This is a genomic window from Mesorhizobium sp. WSM4848, from assembly GCF_055811375.1.
Map to the genome: position 1 here is coordinate 55,413 of NZ_JBVVPX010000035.1, position 17,381 is coordinate 72,793.

Below are 17,381 nucleotides of genomic sequence, written 5' to 3' on the forward strand. Positions count from 1 at the left end.
GGCCGAATGCGACGCGCTTTAGAGCGGCGCTGTCGAACAGCCTCAACGGTGACGGCTCATTCGCGTAAAATGGCCCATCTTGCGGCCGGGGCGCGCCTCGGCCTTGCCATAGATATGCAGCATCAGATCGGGCTCGGCGAGCAGGGCCGGGATGCGCAGGACGTCGTCGCCGATCAGGTTTTCCATGACGCAGTCAAAATGGCGGCCGGGGTTTCCCAGCGGCAGTCCGGCGACGGCGCGAATGTGCTGCTCGAACTGCGAGACGATGCAGGCGGCTTCCGTCCAGTGGCCGGAATTGTGAACGCGCGGCGCGATCTCATTGGCCAGCAGCGCGCCGTCGGCAAGGACAAAGAACTCGATGCCGATGACACCGACATAGTCGAGCGCAGCAAGTATCTCTGCCGCCGCCGCCTGCGCTGCAGCGGCGGTTTCGGACCCTATCCTGGCCGGCAGGGTCGAGCTGTGCAGGATGCCGCTGCGGTGGACGTTTTCTGCCGGATCGTAGGCGGCGAGCGAACCGTCCATGCCGCGCGCCGCGATCACCGAAATCTCGCGTTCGAAGGCGACGAAGGATTCGAGGATCAGCGGCACGTTGCCCATTGCCTCGCAGGTGCCGGCAAAGCCGCCTGTTTCCATGTTGCGGAATACGCGCTGGCCCTTGCCGTCATAGCCCATGCGGCGCGTCTTCAATATGCCGCTGCCGTCGAACTTTTTCAGCGCCGCCGTCAATTCGTCGTCATTGTCGACGGGGCAGAAATCCGCGGTGGGAATGCCGATGCCGTTGAGGAATTTCTTCTCCGCCACCCGGTCCTGCGCTACTTCCAGCGCGCGCGCCGGCGGATAGACCGGGACCGTGACGGCAAGCGCGCTGGCGGCCATGACCGGAACGTTCTCGAACTCGTAGGTTACGACGGCGCTGGCTGCAGCCAGTTCGGCGAGCGCGGCCGTGTCGTCATAAGCGGCAGTGATCTGCCGGTTGGCGACCTGTGCCGCCGGACAATCCGGCTGCGGCTCCAGCACGACCGTGCGGTAGCCGAGGCGCGCCGCGGCCATCGCCAGCATGCGGCCGAGCTGGCCGCCGCCGATGATGCCGATGGTCGATCCGGCGGCCAGGCTCATGGCGTGTCCGTGGGCTCGGCGGCGACCTTGGCGGTCTGGGCGGCGCGCCAGGCATCGAGCCGGGCGGCGAGCTTTTCGTCGGTCAGTGCCAGCACGGCCGCAGCCAGAAGGGCGGCATTGGTGGCGCCCGCCTTGCCGATGGCCAGCGTGCCGACCGGAATGCCGGCCGGCATCTGCACGATGGAGAGCAGCGAGTCCTGTCCGGAGAGCGCGTTCGATTCCACCGGCACGCCAAAAACCGGCAGCGGCGTCATCGCCGCCGTCATGCCGGGCAGGTGTGCCGCACCGCCGGCGCCGGCGATGATCACCCGAAAGCCGGCCGCCTTGGCGCCCTTGGCGAAGTCATAGAGCCGGTCGGGGGTGCGATGGGCCGAGACGATCAGCCGCTTGTGCGGGATGCCCAGCGCCTCCAGCGTTTCGGCGGCGTGGCGCATCGTCGCCCAGTCGGACTGGCTGCCCATGATGATGGCGACGTCGGCGCGTTGATCGTCCAAGCTTCTGCTCCCGGCGGCAAAGGCGCGCCTTAGCGGAATTCGGGTTCGACGGCAAGGATGCGCTGCCTCTGCGCAGCATTCGGGCGCGTGGAGCCGACGTTACCTAATCCGGCCAGCGCAAGGCGCCGGTGCTATCCTTGCGGGCCGACTTCATCGCATCCGCCGGCCGCTCGGCCGCGCTCAACACGGCCCGCATGCGCTCGGCGACGATTTCCGCCTCGCCGGGATGGAGATTGCACGAATCGAGGAAGAAATGCCCGCGCTCGACTTCGTGGTTGCGCACGATAATGGGAGGCGAACCGGCCGCCAGCGCCGACGCAAGGCCGGCGGCGGTGAACCTGCTCTCAGCCGTAACAAACACCTGCAGGCGGTCGAGCGGATTGCCGGTCGGATCGGGAGCGACATGCGCGGCGATGCCGGGCAGGCCCTGCAATGCGTCCTTCCACAAATCGAGCGCCGCTGCTTCCCGCTTGCGGATGCCGGCATGGTCGCGCCGCTCCCAGGCCTCCAGTGCGGCCATGGTGCCGGCGATGCTTTCCTTGCCGACCTTCATCGCCCGCGCAACGCCTCGGCTTTGCAGATAGGCGGCCCGCACCAGATCCTTGCGCCCGGTGACGATACCGCTTGTCGGTCCCGAGAGGAATTTGTGTCCGCTGTAGACGACGATGTCTGCGCCGCGTGCGAGAAAGCCGCGCAAATCGTATTCGGAGGCGGCGTCGACGATCACCGGGACGCCCCTGGCGTGGCAGATCTCGCAGAACTCCTCGAGCGAGAGCATGCCGTATTGCACCGTGTGATGGGCAACGACATAGAGACCTGCCGCGGTGCGGTCGCGGATCGCCTCGCGCACATGATAGTCCTGCGTCACGCTGACCGTACCGGCCGGTACGGTCCTTGCCCCGGCCAGCCGGATCGACTGGTCGATCGGCGCGCCGTAATTGACGATGTGGCCGAGTTGGACGATGACCTCCGACTTGAGACCCTCGGTGTCGTCCGGCAGCCGCTCGATCGCCAGAAGGTTGGTGCCGGTCATCGTGCCGGCAATGGCCATGGTGATGCCGCTGGCGCAGCACGCGGTGACGAAGCCGGCCTCGCCGCCGGTGAGGCGCGCGACGACAGTGCTTGCGGCGCGTTGCAGATCGTCCATCTCCACCCATTGCGAGGCGATTTCCGACATCGCGGCGATCGCTTCCGGGACGATGATCGAGGCGCCGAGCGCCGTCATCGTGCCGGAGGTATTGATGATCGGGCGAAGGCCGAGCCGTTCGCGGATTGTCGTGTTGGAGCCGCTTGCGGAATAGGTTTTCATCTCTAGAGGTCCCATTGGCAGATTTCAGGCGGCGATCTCGACGACCGCCTCGATTTCCACGGTGATGTTGCCCGGCAGTGAGCCGACACCGATCGCCGAACGGGCGTGCCCGCCGATACTATCAAAGACAGCGGCGAAAAGATCGGAACAGCCATTCACCACCTTCGGATGGTCGCTGAAGGTCGGGATCGCGTTGACGAAGCCAAGCAGCTTGACGACGCGCACGATGCGGCCGAGGTCGCCTGCCGCAGCGTGCATGACGGCGAGCAGGTTCAGGCCGGTGAGACGGGCATGCTTATAGGCCTCTTCAATCGTGACGTCCTCGCCGACCTTGCCGGTGCAAAGCGTGCCGTCGGCGCGCAATGGCCCTTGGCCGGAGAGGAAGATAAGCCGTCCGCTTTCGGCGTGGGTGACGAAGTTGGCGATCGGCGTCGGCGGCTCGGGCAGCGTCAGGCCCAATTCGGCAAGCCGGAGGTAAGGCGTCATGAAAAGGCTCCTTGCGACAGCTTTCGCCGTCATGTCAGAAATACGAGGCACGAAACCGCGCCAGGAAACTGCGGAGACGCTCGTTGTCGATCTCCGCGCCCAGAATCTCGCCGGGCGGGCCTGCGGCGCTGACGCCGCCATCTGCCATGAAGATGATGCGGCTCGAGGCATCGCGGGCAAAGGCCATCTCGTGCGTGACCATCACCATCGTCATGCCGTCCTTGGCCAGGCTGCGCACGACCTCGAGCACCTCGCCGACGAGTTCCGGATCGAGCGCGGAGGTTATCTCGTCGAGAAGCAGGATTTTCGGCTCCATCGCCACCGCGCGGGCGATGCCGACGCGCTGCTGCTGGCCGCCGGAAAGCTCGGCCGGCAGGCTGTCGGCCTTGTGGGCAAGGCCGACCCGGCCGAGCCAGTGCTCGGCAATGGCACGGGCCTCGGCATTGCTCTTGCCGCGCACCTTGCGCAGGCCAAGCATGATGTTGCCGGTCGCCGTCAGATGCGGAAACAGATTGAAACTCTGGAACACCATTCCGGTTTCGGCCCGCATCTTCGCCAGGTCGCGCTCGCTGCGGCGCTGGCGTGTTGCCGTCTCGCGGAAGCCGACCTCCTTGCCGTCGATGCGGATGGAGCCGCTGTCGTAGCTCTCCAGGAAGTTGACGCAGCGCAGCAGCGTGGTCTTGCCGCTGCCGGAAGGCCCGATGACAGTCACCACCTCGCCGCGCGTCACCTGCAGGCTGACGGAGCGCAGGACCGCGACGGATCCGAAGGATTTGGAAACCTCGGAGATGTCGAGAAGCGCCGGATTGGCGGACGGGGAGATGGACATCTTGCTATTCCCGGATGAAGGAGAAACGCCGCTCCAACCGTCGGCTGGCCAGGGAGAGCGCGTAATTGACGGCGAAGTAGATGACCGCGCCGAGGATGTAGAGCGGCATCGCTTCGTAGGTGCGGCCGATGACCTGGTTGATGGCGTGCATCAGGTCGGTGATGCCGAGCAGCGAGACCAGCGCGCTGCCCTTCACCGCATCGGTGACGCCATTGATCCATGGTGGCAGGAAACGCCTGAACGCTTGCGGGAAGATGACGTAGGCCAGTCGCTGGCGAAAGGTCAGCCCGATCGCCATCGCCGCTTCGGACTGCCCCTTCGGTATGGAACCGACCGCACCGCGCAGATACTCGATGACCTGCGCCGTCTTGAACAGGGTGAGCGCCAGCACGGCTGCCCAGAAGGATTCCAGATGGAGGCCGACGGCAGGCAGGCCGTAATAGACGAAGAAGATGAGCACCAGGATCGGAATGCCGCGTATGGTATCGCTGAAAATGCGCACCGCCCAGCGCAGCGGAGCCGGGCCATAGACAAGGCCGACGCCCATCATCGCGCCGGCGACGAGCGACAACACCACGACCAGCAGCGACACCCATAGCGTCACGGCAAAACCCTGGGCCAGGAAGGGCAAGGCATAGGCGATCTGGCCAAGCATCCTAGTGCGCCGCCCTGAACCGGCGCTCGACAAGCCGAAGTGCAAAAAGAAGCGCGTAGCCGGTCAAGAGATACATCGCCGTCACCACAAGGTAGACCTCGACGATGCGGAAGGTGTTGAAGTTGATCCACTGGGCGCCGTAGGTGAGCTCGGGCACCGAAATGACCGAGGCAACGGACGTGTCCTTGAACAGCGACAGGAACGTGTTGGAAAGCGCGGGCAGCGTTATGCGCAGCATCGTCGGCAGGCGCACATGGACCAGCCTTTGCCATGGCGTCAGGCCGATCGCCTTGCCGGCGTCGATCTGTCCGCGCGGAACCGCTTCGAGCCCCGAGCGGAACACCTCGACCAGATAAGCGCCGCTATAGAGCGACAGCGTGGCAATGAACGAGGTCTGCGCGCTGTAGGCGATGTCGACCACCGTCGGCAGGCCGTAGAAGACGAGATAGACGAGCAGGATCAGCGGCACGTTGCGGATGAACTCGACATAGGCGGCGATGACGGTCCGCACCGCACGCCCGGCCGACACGTACCAGACCGCCAGAAGCAGTCCGATGAGGATGCCGATCGCGATGGAGATCACGGCCAGCTCGAGGCTGAGCAGCAGCCCGCCCCAAAGCTTGTCGAAATGCCGCCAGATCAGGTTGAAGTTCAGGGTATAGCCCATGTGTCCCTGTCATTATCGAGGGCTGTCGACGATAAGCAGGCGGAAGGGTGCAAGCCCTTCCGCCTGCTTATCTCAGATGACCGGGAAGCCGGGATGGCGGGCCGGCGGCTCCTGTCCGAAATAGTCCTTGAATGCAGCGTCGTAGAGCGCCGTCTCATGGCCGAACATGGCGGTGGTGAAGGTCGTATTGACGAAGGTCAGCCAGTCGAGGTCGCCTTGCCGAAGTGCGGCGCCGTAAAGCATCGAGAACCAGCTTTTGCCGGCATCGAAGTATTTGTCCGGATTGCGCGAGGCGAGCCAGCGGACCGTCGACAGATCGACGGCGGCGGCGTCGACGCGCTTCGATTCCAGTGCCTGCAGCACGTTGGCCTGCGTGTCTATCTGCATCACCTGCGCCTCCGGCAGGACGACGTGCACATTCGCCTCGGCATCGACATTCTGCAGGATGGAAACCCGCGTCGCCGAACCGCCGGCAAGCAGCTTGTCGAAGGTCTTGTTTTCGGCGTTCGGAAGGGTCAGCAAGGCGATGCCTTCGACGTAATAGGGCCGGGAGAAGTGGATCAGCTGCGAGCGCTGGGCGGTCATGGTCATGAACTGGATCGAAATGTCGACCTTGTTGGTGGTCACGTTCGGAATGCGCTGGGCCGGATCCTGCATGACGAATTCGACCTTGGTCGTATCGTCGAAAAGTCCCTTGGCAAGAATGCGCCCCATGGTGATGTCCATGCCGACCAGTTCGCCGGCATCGTTTTCGAAGTGCCAGGGTGCGTTGGTGCTGCCGGTGCCGACGATCACCTTGCCGCGATCGAGAACGGTGCGCAGCAGGCTGTCCGGCACCGCTTGCGCCGCCGCCTTCTGAACATCGACTGTTGCGGCTGCGCCCACCACTCCGGCCGTTGCAAGCCCGGCCAGTTTCAGAAAATCACGTCTTTTGGATGTGTCGTTCACGGCGACCTCCTTTTCGTGTTGTGTTCCCCTTTGCCGATACATGCATCCGTAAGCTGGCATCAGTAATCTGCTGGATTGTCTCTTACAAAAGACACATGTATCCTGTACAAGACAGATACTAACATCAGGAATCAGCAATGCAAGATGGCAATGCCTTGGCAGTTCGGCCGGACGCCGATCCGGGCGAAGACAGGATTGCGGGCTCCCGCGAAAAGGGTCTCAACCGGGTGCTCCATATTCTGGAGTTTCTTCACGCGAACCAGCGAGCGATCGGGATTGGCGATCTCGCCAAGGGAGTGAATGCGCCGCGCTCGACGATCTACACGCTTGTGCGCTCGCTCGTGGATGCGGGCCTGCTGGAAATGGCCGGCGACGGCAACCGCGTCTATTTCGGGAAGAAGCTTTATCTCTACGGAATGGACTATGTGCGCGGCAACGACCTGCTCAGGAGAGGGCGTCAGGAAGTCGACAATCTTTCGCGCGAGACAGGCGAGACCTCCGAATTGTGCATGCTGCAAAGCGGCCGCTACACGATTGTCCATTCAAGCCCGGGCACCAGGCCGTTCCGGATCAGTTCGGCCACAGGTCTGCAGATCCCGCTTCCCTGGACCGCTTCCGGGCGCCTGCTTCTCGCCGGTTTCGAAAGGGCCGTGATCGAAGACATGGTGTCCGAAGACGATCTCGTCCTGCCGGACGGCCGCAGATTGTTGCTGGGCGACTTCATAGAAGATATCGCTACGGCCGGGGCTGCCGGCTACTGTGTGACCTCAGGTCTTGTCGATGCCTATACAAAGTGCCTTGCCGCGCCGGTCCTTTCAGCTGCCGGCAAGGTCGAGGCGACGATATGCCTGGTGGTTCCCATCGACACTTCCGAGGAGAAGACCGGCGATCTCATCGCCCTGCTGCGCGAACGCGCGGCGAGGCTTTCGATCACGGAATGAGCAGGATTTGTCGCGACCGTAAGCGGGATTCGCTCACGCGATGATGTCGGGGATGATCCGGTCTTCCAGCGCCATCAGCCGGTCTTTCAGGAAAAGTTTTTTCTTCTTCATGCGCTGGATCTGCAGAGGGTCGCAGCTCATGGCGATCATCGCGTTGATGGCCGCGTCGAAATCGGCGTGCTCCTGTTTCAGCCGAGAATATTCGAGGCGGATATCAGCCTGTTCCTGTTCGGACATTATCTACCGTCTGCACGTCTGCGGCGCCCAAAAATGGGCCTGATTGGGCGAGGCCGGAGGTATCTTGCACCGGCGCGCAGCCAATACCACATTTCGTATTGTCGTGGAATGCTACCACGCAGCATTCGACATCGATGCCCGATAGTGGCACACTGTCATTATGCCGTCACAGAAGCGAAATTGCGGTGGGACGCGCCTTGACGGCTGCAATCGAGGAAACCATGAAAGGGAGAACCAATCATGTCTCTTGCATCCCATCTTGATGAGCTGCAGCGGAAACACGGCGACATCGAACGCGAAATCGATGATGCGATGAACCATCCATCGGTCGATGACCTCGAAATCGTGAATCTCAAGCGGCGCAAGCTGGCGCTCAAGGACGAGATTGAGAAATTGAAGGCGAAACCGAAACCCACCACGCACTGACGCTCATCTACGGCGCTGCGCGTCCTTTGGACGCGCAAAGGGCGCTGTCGTGCTTCTGATTTTGGCGCATGGTCGTTTCCGAAAATCCTTTCGGTTTCGGGATCGTGCGGGACAGTGCGCGCTTGGCGCGACCATTTTCTCCGGTGACAACCAATGCCGCCGGAGCGTTTCCTTATTTGTCCGGCGGTTCGATTTGACAGGTTTGCCTGCCTGTCGCCATTGACAAGCCATCTTTGCTCCTCCACCTCATGCCGGGACCTTCTATAGCGCCGCGCCTCCTTTCGGACGCGCAATGGACGCTGTATTTTGATTTTTGCGCAGCCGGAAACCGATTCCGGAATTCGGCGCTAACAAAGGGCAGCCGGCCATGACCGGATATTTTTCTTCACCCTTGCCGCGCCGCACGTCTGTCGGTGTCGACGTCGGCGGCGTGATGGTCGGCGGGGGCGCCCCTGTCGTCGTTCAGTCGATGACCAACACCGACACCGCCGACGTCGACCAGACAGTTGCTCAAGTTGCGGCGCTGCATCGCGCCGGCTCCGAGATCGTGCGCATCACCGTCGACCGCGACGAGAGTGCCGCCGCCGTGCCCGCCATCCGCGAGCGGCTCGAACGGCTCGGCATCAATGTGCCGCTGGTCGGCGATTTCCACTATATCGGCCACAAGCTGCTCGCCGACCACCCGGCTTGCGCCGAGGCGCTGGCCAAATACCGCATCAATCCCGGCAATGTCGGCTTCAAGGACAAGAAGGACCGGCAGTTCGCGGCGATCGTCGAGATCGCGATCCGGTACGACAAGCCGGTGCGCATCGGCGTCAACTGGGGGTCGCTCGACCAGGAGCTTTTGACCAGGCTGATGGACGACAACCAGCGCCGCGGCTTTCCGCTGACCGCGCAGGAGGTAACGCGCGAGGCGATCGTGCAGTCGGCGATCCTTTCGGCCGAAATGGCCGAGGAGATCGGCCTTGGCCGCCAGAAGATCATCCTGTCGGCCAAGGTCAGCGGCGTGCAGGATCTGATCGCGGTCTACACCGAGCTTGCCACCCGCTCCAACCACGCGCTGCATCTCGGCCTCACCGAGGCCGGCATGGGTTCGAAAGGCATTGTCGCCTCGTCCGCGGCGATGGGCATTCTTCTTCAGCAAGGCATCGGCGACACGATCCGCATCTCGCTGACGCCGGAGCCGAACGGCGACCGCACCCGCGAGGTGCAAGTGTCGCAGGAACTGTTGCAGACCATGGGGTTCCGGCAGTTCGTGCCGATCGTCGCCGCCTGCCCCGGCTGCGGCCGCACCACCTCTACCGTGTTCCAGGAACTCGCGCAGAGCATCCAGGCGGATCTGCGCAAGAACATGCCGGTGTGGCGTGAAAGATACCCCGGCGTTGAAAACCTCAAAGTCGCGGTGATGGGCTGCATCGTCAACGGTCCGGGTGAATCCAAACATGCCGATATCGGCATTTCGCTGCCCGGCACCGGCGAGACGCCGACGGCGCCGGTATTCGTCGACGGCAGGAAGGCGGCGACGCTGCGCGGCCCTTCGATCGCCGCCGACTTCGAGAAAATGGTCGCCGACTATATCGAGCAGCGGTTTGGGCAATCCGGCAAGGCCGCGGCGGAGTAGGTCGATGCGGCGCTTCCCTTGGGCGACGCCGATTTTGCTTGGTGGATTGGTTCTGCTCGGTGGGCTGGGCTGGGCGACAGCCGTCCACGCCGATCCGCCGCGCCCCGCCAAGCAGCGGCTGCTCGACCGTGTTTGCAATCTGATCGAGGCGCATGCCGATCAAAACGGCCTGCCCAAGGATTTTTTTGCCCGGCTGATCTGGAAAGAAAGCCGCTTCGATCCCAATGCGGTCAGTCCAGTCGGCGCCGAAGGCATAGCCCAGTTCATGCCGGGCACCGCCAAGATACGCGGTCTCGCCAATTCCTTCGACATCGAGCAGGCCATTCCGGCCTCGGCAAAATATCTCGCCGAGATGAAAACCGGCTTCGGCAATCTGGGCCTGGCCGCCGCCGCCTACAATGCCGGCGAAAGCCGGGTGTCGCGCTGGCTGAGTTCCGGCGGCTTCCTGCCGATGGAGACCGAAAACTACGTTTTGGACATCATGGGCGAGCCGGCCGACAGGTTCACCGACACCGCCTATGCCGGCAGCATCCAGCCGCTCGACAAGAAAGCGAGCTTCGCGGTCGCCTGCCGCAAGCTGCCGGTCATCAAGTCCCAAACCGTGGCCATGGCGTCGATCAACGTCAAGCCGTGGGGCGTGCAGGTGGCCGGCAATTTCCGCCGCGCCGCCGCACTCAATCAATGGACTGGTGTGAAGCGCCGGTTTCCGGCCTTGCTTAACGGCCATGATCCGGTTGTCAGCCGGGTGCGCTCGCCGATCGGCAGGCGCGGCATCTATGCAGTCCGGATCGGCGCCGACTCCAAAGCCAAGGCCGACACCATCTGCCGGAAACTGCAAAGCGCCGGCGGTGCATGCATTGTGGTGCGGAATCGGTGATGGGTACCGACTGATTTTCCCGACAAACCATCGAAGCTGCGCTTTTATTCCACGAAATGCCCAGCAGCGGACGCGTGCTCAGCGCCGAATCGAAAATCGCCTTCCCGACAAAGGAAAGCCTCGCGAAGATGCTGGACCAGACTGGGCTGGTCGTCGAAGAATGGCTCGGCAACTGGCGTGGCGAGCCATACCGTCCGACATCGCCCGAAATCATCCCGATTGGCCGGCTGCGCTAGCCCGGACATTGCTTCGCCTTGAGCGTTTTCCCATTCCTTGATGTGACCGATTGAGCGTACGGATAAGCCAAAGACACCACCGCCCAATTGCGGCGCTGCGCTGACGACGTGCCCACCGATGCAGTTCGTGAGCATCTCGCAGGTTTACATGTTCTGAACCCATGGCACCTCCTCTCCAGCATTTTGCATGCTGAAGAGGAAAACATATTATGGTTCGCATCTGCCGATAATTGGTGTTAATTTCCGTTCATCTGTGACGAATTGGAATAGATATCATCGATCGGCAAGAGACGATGGCTGTGTACCTGGCGGTTGTCGAGGAAGGTGACTTCTCGGCAGCTGCACGCCGGTTGCGGATGACCCCTTCGGCCGTCAGCAAAATCATCGGTCGGCTTGAGTCCCGCCTTGGCGTGCGCTTGCTGCAGCGCTCGACGCGGCGCATCAGCTTGACGGCGGAAGGCAGCACCTATGCCGATAGTGCTCGCCGCATCCTGAACGACATCAAAGAGGCTGAAATTGCGGTTCAACCCGGAGCAGAACCGCGCGGCCGGCTGCGCGTCAGCCTTCCGAGCGCCTTCGGCCATCGCTTGATCGTGCCGATGTTGCCGGCCTTCATCGATCGCTACCCGGCCGTTGAACTCGAGCTGATGTTCACAGATGCGATTGTCGACCTGTTGGCTGAGGCAACCGACGTCGCCGTGCGCGTTGCCGCCCACAACGATTCCAGGCTGGTGGTGCGGCGGCTGGCGCCCAATCGCCGTGTCATTTGCGCATCACCTCGATATCTCGAAAGACATGGCGTGCCGACAACGCCAAACGACCTTCAAGCTCATATCTGTCTTGGCGTCACAGCGCGTGGCGGTCTCAATATCTGGGAGTTCGATGGCCCGGACGGTCTGCAAAGCATGCGTATCCGCAGCCCGATAGAGGCCAACAGCACCGAAGCGCTACGCCGGCTTGCGCTCGCCGGCATAGGCATCATCCGCATGTCGGAAATATTGGTCGGGCCGGATATCAAGGCAGGCAGACTGACCGCGCTGCTCACCGGATACAATCATCCTGACGGAGCGCCAATCTGCGCTGTCTATCCGCCCGGCCGAATTCTGTCGCCACGTGTGCGCGTGTTCGTGGATTTCCTGGCCGAACAGTTCGCCAACCCTCCTTGGCTACACGGCGCGCCATAGGACGGGAGTACAGCTTGGAACAGCGTCAGCTGTTGCGGGCCGCCACGAATTCCGCTGCCTGCTTCAGAAGCACGGCGTCTTCACCATAGGGACAAAGCAAGGCGTGGGCCTGGTCGACGAGGCCTTGAAGCTGGTCGCGCGCCCAGGTGGCGCCGTGCAGCGCCACCAGCGTCGCCTTGCCGGCGGCTGCATCCTTGCCGGTCGCCTTGCCCATCTGGCGCGCATCCGCTGTCAGATCGAGCAGGTCGTCGGCAAGTTGAAAGGCAAGCCCGATCGCCGAGCCGAATTCCGCCAGTCTTTCACGGTCGGCCGCCGGCGCGCCGGCAAGGATTGCGCCCGCCTCGCAGGCGAAGCGGATCAACGCGCCGGTCTTCATCGCCTGAAGCCGGATGATGCCGGCTTCCTCCGGCCGGATACGCTCGGCTTCGAGATCGAGCATCTGGCCGCCGACCATGCCGCCGGCTCCGGCGGCGCGGGCCAGCGCCAGCACCAGCGCCGCCCGCCGTTCGGCCGGCAGCAGTGTCGCTTCGTCGGCAATGATGTCGAAGGCGAGCGCCAGCAAGGCGTCGCCGGCGAGGATGGCGGTCGCCTCGTCGAAGGCCTTGTGCACGGTCGGTTGGCCACGGCGCAGATCGTCGTCGTCCATGGCCGGCAGGTCGTCATGGATCAGCGAATAGCAATGCACGCATTCGAGCGCCGCCGCCACGCGTAGCGCCGCCTCGCCGTCGGCGGAAAACAGCGCGGCGCTTTCCATGACCAGGAAAGGGCGCAGGCGCTTGCCGCCGTTCAGCACGCCGTGGCGCATCGCCTCCATCAGACGCTGCGGCCGCGCGATCTCGCCTGAAAGCGGGCGGTCGTCGAGCAGCTGCCTGAGCAGCGCCTCGATCGGCCCTGTGCGTGCGAGAAGCGCTGCCTCGAACGGTATTTGATCGTCTTTCGCCATGCCGGGGACGGGTAGCCGACACTCAGACGTTGCGCAAGAAGCCAAGCGCCATTATGCCGGGGGCAGGGAGCAGCATGGATTGAGCGGCTTGGCGGAACCGATCGTCGATCACGAAACCGAAAGGCTTGATATGGCGAGGCCGACACGCGGCAACCGCATCGGTCTCAAACGCTGGCCCCGGCACTGGGTCCGGCGCGGCGTCAGCGTCGCGATCGTGCTGGCGCTGGTGCCGCTGGTGTTGACCTTTCTGTACCTGCCGCCGTTCGTGCATCCGGTATCGACACTGATGCTGAAGGATCTGGCGACGTTTTCCGGCTATGACCGGCGCTGGGTCTCGATCGACGATGTGGCGCCGGCGCTGGCGCATTCGGTCATCATGTCGGAGGACGGGCAGTTCTGTTTCCATCGCGGCATCGATCTTGGCGAGTTGAGGGGCGTCGTTGACGACGCGCTGGCCGGCGAGATGACGCGCGGCGCCTCGACCATCACCATGCAGAGCGTAAAAAACCTGTATCTGTGGTCGCGGCCGCTGGGCTCGGTCCGGAAAGTCGTCGAGCTGCCGCTGGCCGTCTATGTCGACATGGTGATGTCGAAACGGCGTATCATGGAGATCTATCTCAACATCGCCGAATGGGGGCCGGGCATCTATGGCATCGAGGCCGCCGCCCAGCACCATTTCGGGGTTTCGGCAAAACGATTGTCGCGTCGCCAGGCGGCGCTGCTTGCCGTCACCTTGCCGAACCCGATCACGCGCAACCCGGCCAAGCCCGGGCCGGGGCTGAGACGGCTGGCCTCGCTGATCGAGCGGCGCGCCGGCCGGTCCGGCGCCTATGTCGGTTGTCTGCGATAGCTTAAAAAAATTCGCGGCGGGCGCTGGCCAAAACGGCGCAGGGCGTGTATAGGCACCCGACTTTCTCAGATTCCGGCCCTGATGCGGCCCTTTCACGAGGGCAGCCGGGGCATTTTGACCATGTAGTGGAGCATATCCATGGCCGTACCGAAACGAAAAACCTCTCCGTCGAAGCGCGGCATGCGCCGTTCGGCCGATGCATTGAAGGCCCCGACCTATGTCGAGGACAAGAATTCCGGCGAGATGCGCCGGCCGCACCATATCGACCTGAAGACCGGCATGTATCGCGGTCGCCAGGTTCTGGAGCCGAAGGAAAGCTGAGAACGCTTTCGACGGTTTGTGACGATCGAAGGACCGGCCATCGCGCCGGTCTTTCTGCGTTTTGCGCAGATGATCACCCACCGAATTGTTTTCAAACATGCCAGAAGCCGTACCGGATGCAGCCGTACCGGCTGGTACTGTTATTTCGCACGGTCTCCGTCCGTGTTCGCGCTCGCGTGCGAAAATTCTTGACGGCGGACGCCGAGCGCATACTAGAGAAGGCTGTCCAACCGGAGCCTTCTGATGTTCGGTGCCATCCCGCTGCTGATCGTGCCCTTCATCCTCTATAATCTTGGGCTTCTGGGAATATTCGGCGGCGGCGACGATCCCTGGGCAAGCCAAATGTTCTCGATCCGCATGATGTCGGGCGGAGTGTTCTCGATGACGCTCGGCGATCTGATCGTGCTGATCGGGTTGCTTCTCTTCTTCGTCGAGATCGTGAAATCGACGCGCGCGACAAACGCCTCGATCATGGACCACCTGTTGTCGACCTTCGTCTTCGTGGCGTTCCTGGTCGAGTTTCTGCTGGTGAAGGGCGCGGCGCACTCGGTCTTCTTCATGCTGATGGTCATCGCACTGGTCGACGTCCTGGCCGGCTTCTCGGTTTCGATGCGAGCGGCCACCCGTGACATAAACATGGGCTAGAGGCTTGATGAATTAAAGGCTTGGCCTCAGCCTGGATCGGCGGTGAAACCAGCCGCTTCGATGCCGGCGATGGCGGCCGCCTCATCATTGTCCGATGTATCGCCGGAAATGCCGACGGCGCCGATGATGGCGCCGGCCTTGTCGCGGATCAGCACGCCGCCAACGACGGGCAGGATGCGTCCGCCCGACACGTCGGAGACGCCAGCGATAAGATGCGGACGTTCCTTGGCGAAGGCTTCCACGCGGCGTGAGCCCATGCCGATGGCAAGCGCGCCATAGGCTTTGCCGGCCGACATTTGCGGACGCAGCAACGAGGCGCCGTCCTGGCGCTGGAAAGCGACCAGATGAGCGCCGGCATCGAGGACCGAGACGCCAAGCGGCCTGAGTTCGAGCTCGGCGCCTTTGGCGAAAGCGGCGCCGATGATCTCAATAGCCTTGTCGAGCGTCAGTACGGTCATGGCAGTCTCCTGTTGAAACGTGATTCATTGATCCGGGGACGACAGATACAAAATCCCGGTTTCGGTTGAAATTGCTTCGCGTGAAGTGACGAAATGGCAGCGCCGTTGACCAGCACTGTCCTGATATGGCGCCGCCATCCGGACGCTTCCAGACCCGTTGTCGAGGATCAGAGCGCCGCGCCTCCCGTTGGACGCGCAAAGGACGCTCTACAGTTTGAAGCAGCGCATGATCCTTTCCGGACACCGATTCCGGTTTCCAGCGTCATGCGCAACGAACCGGTCCTATTTTTTCTTGGCGCGCGCCGGCTTCTTCACCGGAGCAGCCGGCGCATTGGCGAGGTCTTCCGCTTCCTTGGCAAGGCGGAGCGCCCTCAGCTTGTTGGTCTTTATCTGGCGGGCATCGCTCTCGGCGACATATTCAGCCATCGCCTTCTGACGAACCGTGGCTGCCTCTTCCTGCTTCTTGAAACGCAAATCGGCCCGCGCGCGGGCAGTATCCTTAGAGTTCTCAACCAAGGGCTTTTCCAATCCCGTAAATTATAGTTTTCAATAGCTTTAATAGCAGAGCCGACCTGCGATGGGGGAAATAAGTTGGTCAGGCGCCGGCATCGCAGCCGGCGCCCGGCGCCTTTCGGGCGACAACCGCCTCGTATCCGGCCTGCAACGTCGTACGCACGGTGGCATCCGGCGGCGTGTCGGAAGGCGTGCCCAGATGTTCGTGGCGCAGTTCGTCCATGAACTTTTCCCACATCGGCGGGCCGCCCTTTTCCAGAAGCTCGGCGCGGATCGAGAGCTCCTCGCTGACCGGCAGCCAGACGCGACCCCAGGCGCCGAGATGCGCCAGGATCGGCACCAGCCTTATCGCCATTTCGGTCAGGCTGTAGATCGCCTTTTGCTTGTGGGTGGGATCGTCGGCCCTGGTCAGCATGCCGAGCTCCATCAGCCGCTTCAGCCGATCGGCGAGGATGTTGGAAGCGATGCGTTCCAATGACCCGTTGAGCAGGTCGCGAAAGTGGCGTTTGCCGCCGAAAATCATGTCGCGGAGGATGATCAGGCTCCACCGGTCGCCGAACACTTCAAGCGACAGGTTGATCGGGCACCCAGACCGATGATCGATGCTCATGCGATTCTCCGATAGAAACCGGTTGCATTACTATATCAGTTTCATTATCGTGCAACTGATTGCGAAATGCAATTGGTTTTGCAGAGAGGAGACGGCTACCATGACCAAGGCAGCGGAACCGGAAATCGCGTCCCAGACGTTTGGCGATCCCGCGCATCCGCCGATGCTGCTGATTATGGGCGCGATGGCTTCAATGCTCTGGTGGCCCGAGGCGTTCTGCCGGAAACTGGCCGGCAAGGGCCTGTTCGTGATCCGCTATGACAATCGCGATACCGGCCGTTCGACCAAATATGCGCCGGGCGAACCGCCTTACACTTTCGACGACATGGTGGACGACGCCATCCGCGTCCTCGACAATTATGGCATCGCGAAAGCGCATGTCGTCGGCATGTCGATGGGCGGCATGATCGCGCAGCTTGTGGCGCTGAAATATCCATCGCGGGCCGTCTCGCTAACGGCGATCAGCACTTCGCCAATCGGGATCGACACGTCGCATCTGCCAGGGACGAGCGAAGCCTATATGAAGCATTCGGCCGAAGGCGCTGATGTCGACTGGTCGGACCGAGCCCAGGTGGTCGACTACATCGTCAAGGACGCGCACGCGATCGCCGGCACCGCGCATCCCTTCGACGAGAAGCGGACGAGGGCCTTCGTCGAACAGGACTACGACCGGTCCGGCGGTTTTCTAAGCGCGACCAATCATTTCATGCTCAAGACCGGTGAAGACCAGGGCGGCGAGGATTGGAAGGGTCGCCTGCACGACTTGAAGGTTCCGCTCCTCGTCATCCACGGCACCGCGGATCCGATCTTTCCGGTCGAGCATGGCGCCGCTCTGGCCGAAGCAGTTGCCGGCGCCAGGCTTGTCCGCATTGAAGGCGGCGGCCACGAACTCCATCCCGACGATTGGGCCGCGATCGTTCACGCTATCGTCGCCCATAGCCAAGCCAACTAGGCGCGAAGTCGGACCTTGAAACCATCGGGCTGGCTGGAATCAGATACTCGACAACCTGCG

General features: G+C 62.7%; 23 protein-coding genes. 10 read left to right on the forward strand and 13 right to left on the reverse strand.

The window, feature by feature from the left end; translation table 11 throughout:
* Window positions 1–42: 42 nt before the first annotated feature.
* The 8 genes from AC0L16_RS26325 to AC0L16_RS26360 all read right to left on the reverse strand — a co-directional run bounded on the left by AC0L16_RS26325 (window position 43) and on the right by AC0L16_RS26360 (window position 6,507).
* Entirely contained in the window at window positions 43–1,119 is a 1,077-nt protein-coding gene (locus tag AC0L16_RS26325) for a 5-(carboxyamino)imidazole ribonucleotide synthase (protein WP_473624207.1), read from the reverse strand.
* A complete protein-coding gene (gene purE, locus AC0L16_RS26330) occupies window positions 1,116–1,613 on the reverse strand; it encodes a 5-(carboxyamino)imidazole ribonucleotide mutase (protein ID WP_473624208.1) in 498 nt (165 codons plus the stop codon). The genes AC0L16_RS26325 and purE overlap by 4 nt, the downstream gene beginning before the upstream one ends.
* 103 nt (window positions 1,614–1,716) lie before the next feature.
* Window positions 1,717–2,922, reverse strand: coding sequence for an aminotransferase class V-fold PLP-dependent enzyme (locus AC0L16_RS26335; protein WP_473624210.1), 1,206 nt, complete (start codon window positions 2,920–2,922; stop codon window positions 1,717–1,719).
* A 24-nt stretch (window positions 2,923–2,946) separates the two neighbouring features.
* Window positions 2,947–3,408: a RidA family protein gene (locus AC0L16_RS26340; protein ID WP_473624211.1), complete on the reverse strand. Its 462-nt coding sequence runs from the start codon at window positions 3,406–3,408 to the stop codon at window positions 2,947–2,949.
* A gap of 34 nt (window positions 3,409–3,442) precedes the next feature.
* On the reverse strand, window positions 3,443–4,237 hold the full coding sequence (locus tag AC0L16_RS26345) for an amino acid ABC transporter ATP-binding protein (protein ID WP_473624213.1): 795 nt from the start codon (window positions 4,235–4,237) through the stop codon (window positions 3,443–3,445).
* Window positions 4,238–4,241: 4 nt separating this feature from the next.
* Entirely contained in the window at window positions 4,242–4,892 is a 651-nt protein-coding gene (locus AC0L16_RS26350; RefSeq protein WP_473624214.1) for an amino acid ABC transporter permease, read from the reverse strand.
* Window position 4,893: 1 nt separating this feature from the next.
* Entirely contained in the window at window positions 4,894–5,559 is a 666-nt protein-coding gene (locus AC0L16_RS26355; protein ID WP_473624215.1) for an amino acid ABC transporter permease, read from the reverse strand.
* 72 nt (window positions 5,560–5,631) lie between these two features.
* Entirely contained in the window at window positions 5,632–6,507 is an 876-nt protein-coding gene (locus AC0L16_RS26360; RefSeq protein WP_473624217.1) for a transporter substrate-binding domain-containing protein, read from the reverse strand.
* Between the two features lie 137 nt (window positions 6,508–6,644).
* On the opposite strand from AC0L16_RS26360, the gene AC0L16_RS26365 reads away from it, so the two are divergent.
* Window positions 6,645–7,448, forward strand: coding sequence for an IclR family transcriptional regulator (locus AC0L16_RS26365; protein WP_473624218.1), 804 nt, complete (start codon window positions 6,645–6,647; stop codon window positions 7,446–7,448).
* 33 nt (window positions 7,449–7,481) lie between these two features.
* Here AC0L16_RS26365 and AC0L16_RS26370 read toward each other — a convergent pair whose 3' ends face one another.
* Window positions 7,482–7,685, reverse strand: a complete 204-nt coding sequence (locus AC0L16_RS26370; RefSeq protein WP_006327868.1) for a YdcH family protein — start codon at window positions 7,683–7,685, stop codon at window positions 7,482–7,484.
* Between the two features lie 240 nt (window positions 7,686–7,925).
* Here AC0L16_RS26370 and AC0L16_RS26375 point away from each other — a divergent pair, with 240 nt between their 5' ends.
* From AC0L16_RS26375 to AC0L16_RS26395, 5 genes are all read left to right on the forward strand, one after another.
* On the forward strand, window positions 7,926–8,111 hold the full coding sequence (locus AC0L16_RS26375; protein WP_023797036.1) for a YdcH family protein: 186 nt from the start codon (window positions 7,926–7,928) through the stop codon (window positions 8,109–8,111).
* 367 nt (window positions 8,112–8,478) lie between these two features.
* Window positions 8,479–9,732: a flavodoxin-dependent (E)-4-hydroxy-3-methylbut-2-enyl-diphosphate synthase gene (gene ispG, locus AC0L16_RS26380; RefSeq protein WP_473624220.1), complete on the forward strand. Its 1,254-nt coding sequence runs from the start codon at window positions 8,479–8,481 to the stop codon at window positions 9,730–9,732.
* A gap of 4 nt (window positions 9,733–9,736) precedes the next feature.
* Window positions 9,737–10,609 (forward strand): lytic transglycosylase domain-containing protein, encoded by an 873-nt coding sequence (locus AC0L16_RS26385; RefSeq protein WP_473624221.1) that lies wholly within the window; start codon window positions 9,737–9,739, stop codon window positions 10,607–10,609.
* 74 nt (window positions 10,610–10,683) lie between these two features.
* Window positions 10,684–10,845 carry a hypothetical protein gene (locus tag AC0L16_RS26390; RefSeq protein WP_473624222.1) on the forward strand — a complete coding sequence of 54 codons (162 nt, stop codon included), beginning with the start codon at window positions 10,684–10,686 and terminating at the stop codon, window positions 10,843–10,845.
* Between the two features lie 293 nt (window positions 10,846–11,138).
* Entirely contained in the window at window positions 11,139–12,029 is an 891-nt protein-coding gene (locus AC0L16_RS26395) for a LysR family transcriptional regulator (RefSeq protein WP_473624223.1), read from the forward strand.
* 25 nt (window positions 12,030–12,054) lie between these two features.
* Here the strand turns inward: AC0L16_RS26395 and AC0L16_RS26400 are convergent, their stop codons facing one another.
* The gene (locus AC0L16_RS26400; protein ID WP_473624224.1) at window positions 12,055–12,972 is read right to left on the reverse strand and encodes a polyprenyl synthetase family protein; all 918 of its coding nucleotides are present in this window, start codon (window positions 12,970–12,972) and stop codon (window positions 12,055–12,057) included.
* Window positions 12,973–13,051: 79 nt separating this feature from the next.
* On the opposite strand from AC0L16_RS26400, the gene AC0L16_RS26405 reads away from it, so the two are divergent.
* The 3 genes from AC0L16_RS26405 to AC0L16_RS26415 all read left to right on the forward strand — a co-directional run bounded on the left by AC0L16_RS26405 (window position 13,052) and on the right by AC0L16_RS26415 (window position 14,788).
* Window positions 13,052–13,822: a transglycosylase domain-containing protein gene (locus AC0L16_RS26405; RefSeq protein WP_473624225.1), complete on the forward strand. Its 771-nt coding sequence runs from the start codon at window positions 13,052–13,054 to the stop codon at window positions 13,820–13,822.
* 138 nt (window positions 13,823–13,960) lie between these two features.
* Entirely contained in the window at window positions 13,961–14,143 is a 183-nt protein-coding gene (gene rpmF / locus AC0L16_RS26410) for a 50S ribosomal protein L32 (RefSeq protein ID WP_006203806.1), read from the forward strand.
* 243 nt (window positions 14,144–14,386) lie between these two features.
* A complete protein-coding gene (locus tag AC0L16_RS26415; protein WP_473624227.1) occupies window positions 14,387–14,788 on the forward strand; it encodes a hypothetical protein in 402 nt (133 codons plus the stop codon).
* Window positions 14,789–14,814: 26 nt separating this feature from the next.
* On the opposite strand, the gene AC0L16_RS26420 is transcribed toward AC0L16_RS26415, so the two are convergent.
* From AC0L16_RS26420 to AC0L16_RS26430, 3 genes are all read right to left on the reverse strand, one after another.
* Window positions 14,815–15,246, reverse strand: coding sequence for a GlcG/HbpS family heme-binding protein (locus AC0L16_RS26420; protein WP_473624229.1), 432 nt, complete (start codon window positions 15,244–15,246; stop codon window positions 14,815–14,817).
* A 282-nt stretch (window positions 15,247–15,528) separates the two neighbouring features.
* A complete protein-coding gene (locus AC0L16_RS26425) occupies window positions 15,529–15,762 on the reverse strand; it encodes a hypothetical protein (RefSeq protein WP_029348749.1) in 234 nt (77 codons plus the stop codon).
* 79 nt (window positions 15,763–15,841) lie between these two features.
* On the reverse strand, window positions 15,842–16,369 hold the full coding sequence (locus AC0L16_RS26430) for a winged helix-turn-helix transcriptional regulator (RefSeq protein WP_473624231.1): 528 nt from the start codon (window positions 16,367–16,369) through the stop codon (window positions 15,842–15,844).
* Between the two features lie 100 nt (window positions 16,370–16,469).
* Between AC0L16_RS26430 and AC0L16_RS26435 the strand changes: the two genes are divergently transcribed.
* Window positions 16,470–17,321 carry an alpha/beta fold hydrolase gene (locus tag AC0L16_RS26435; RefSeq protein WP_473624233.1) on the forward strand — a complete coding sequence of 284 codons (852 nt, stop codon included), beginning with the start codon at window positions 16,470–16,472 and terminating at the stop codon, window positions 17,319–17,321.
* Window positions 17,322–17,381 lie beyond the last annotated feature (60 nt).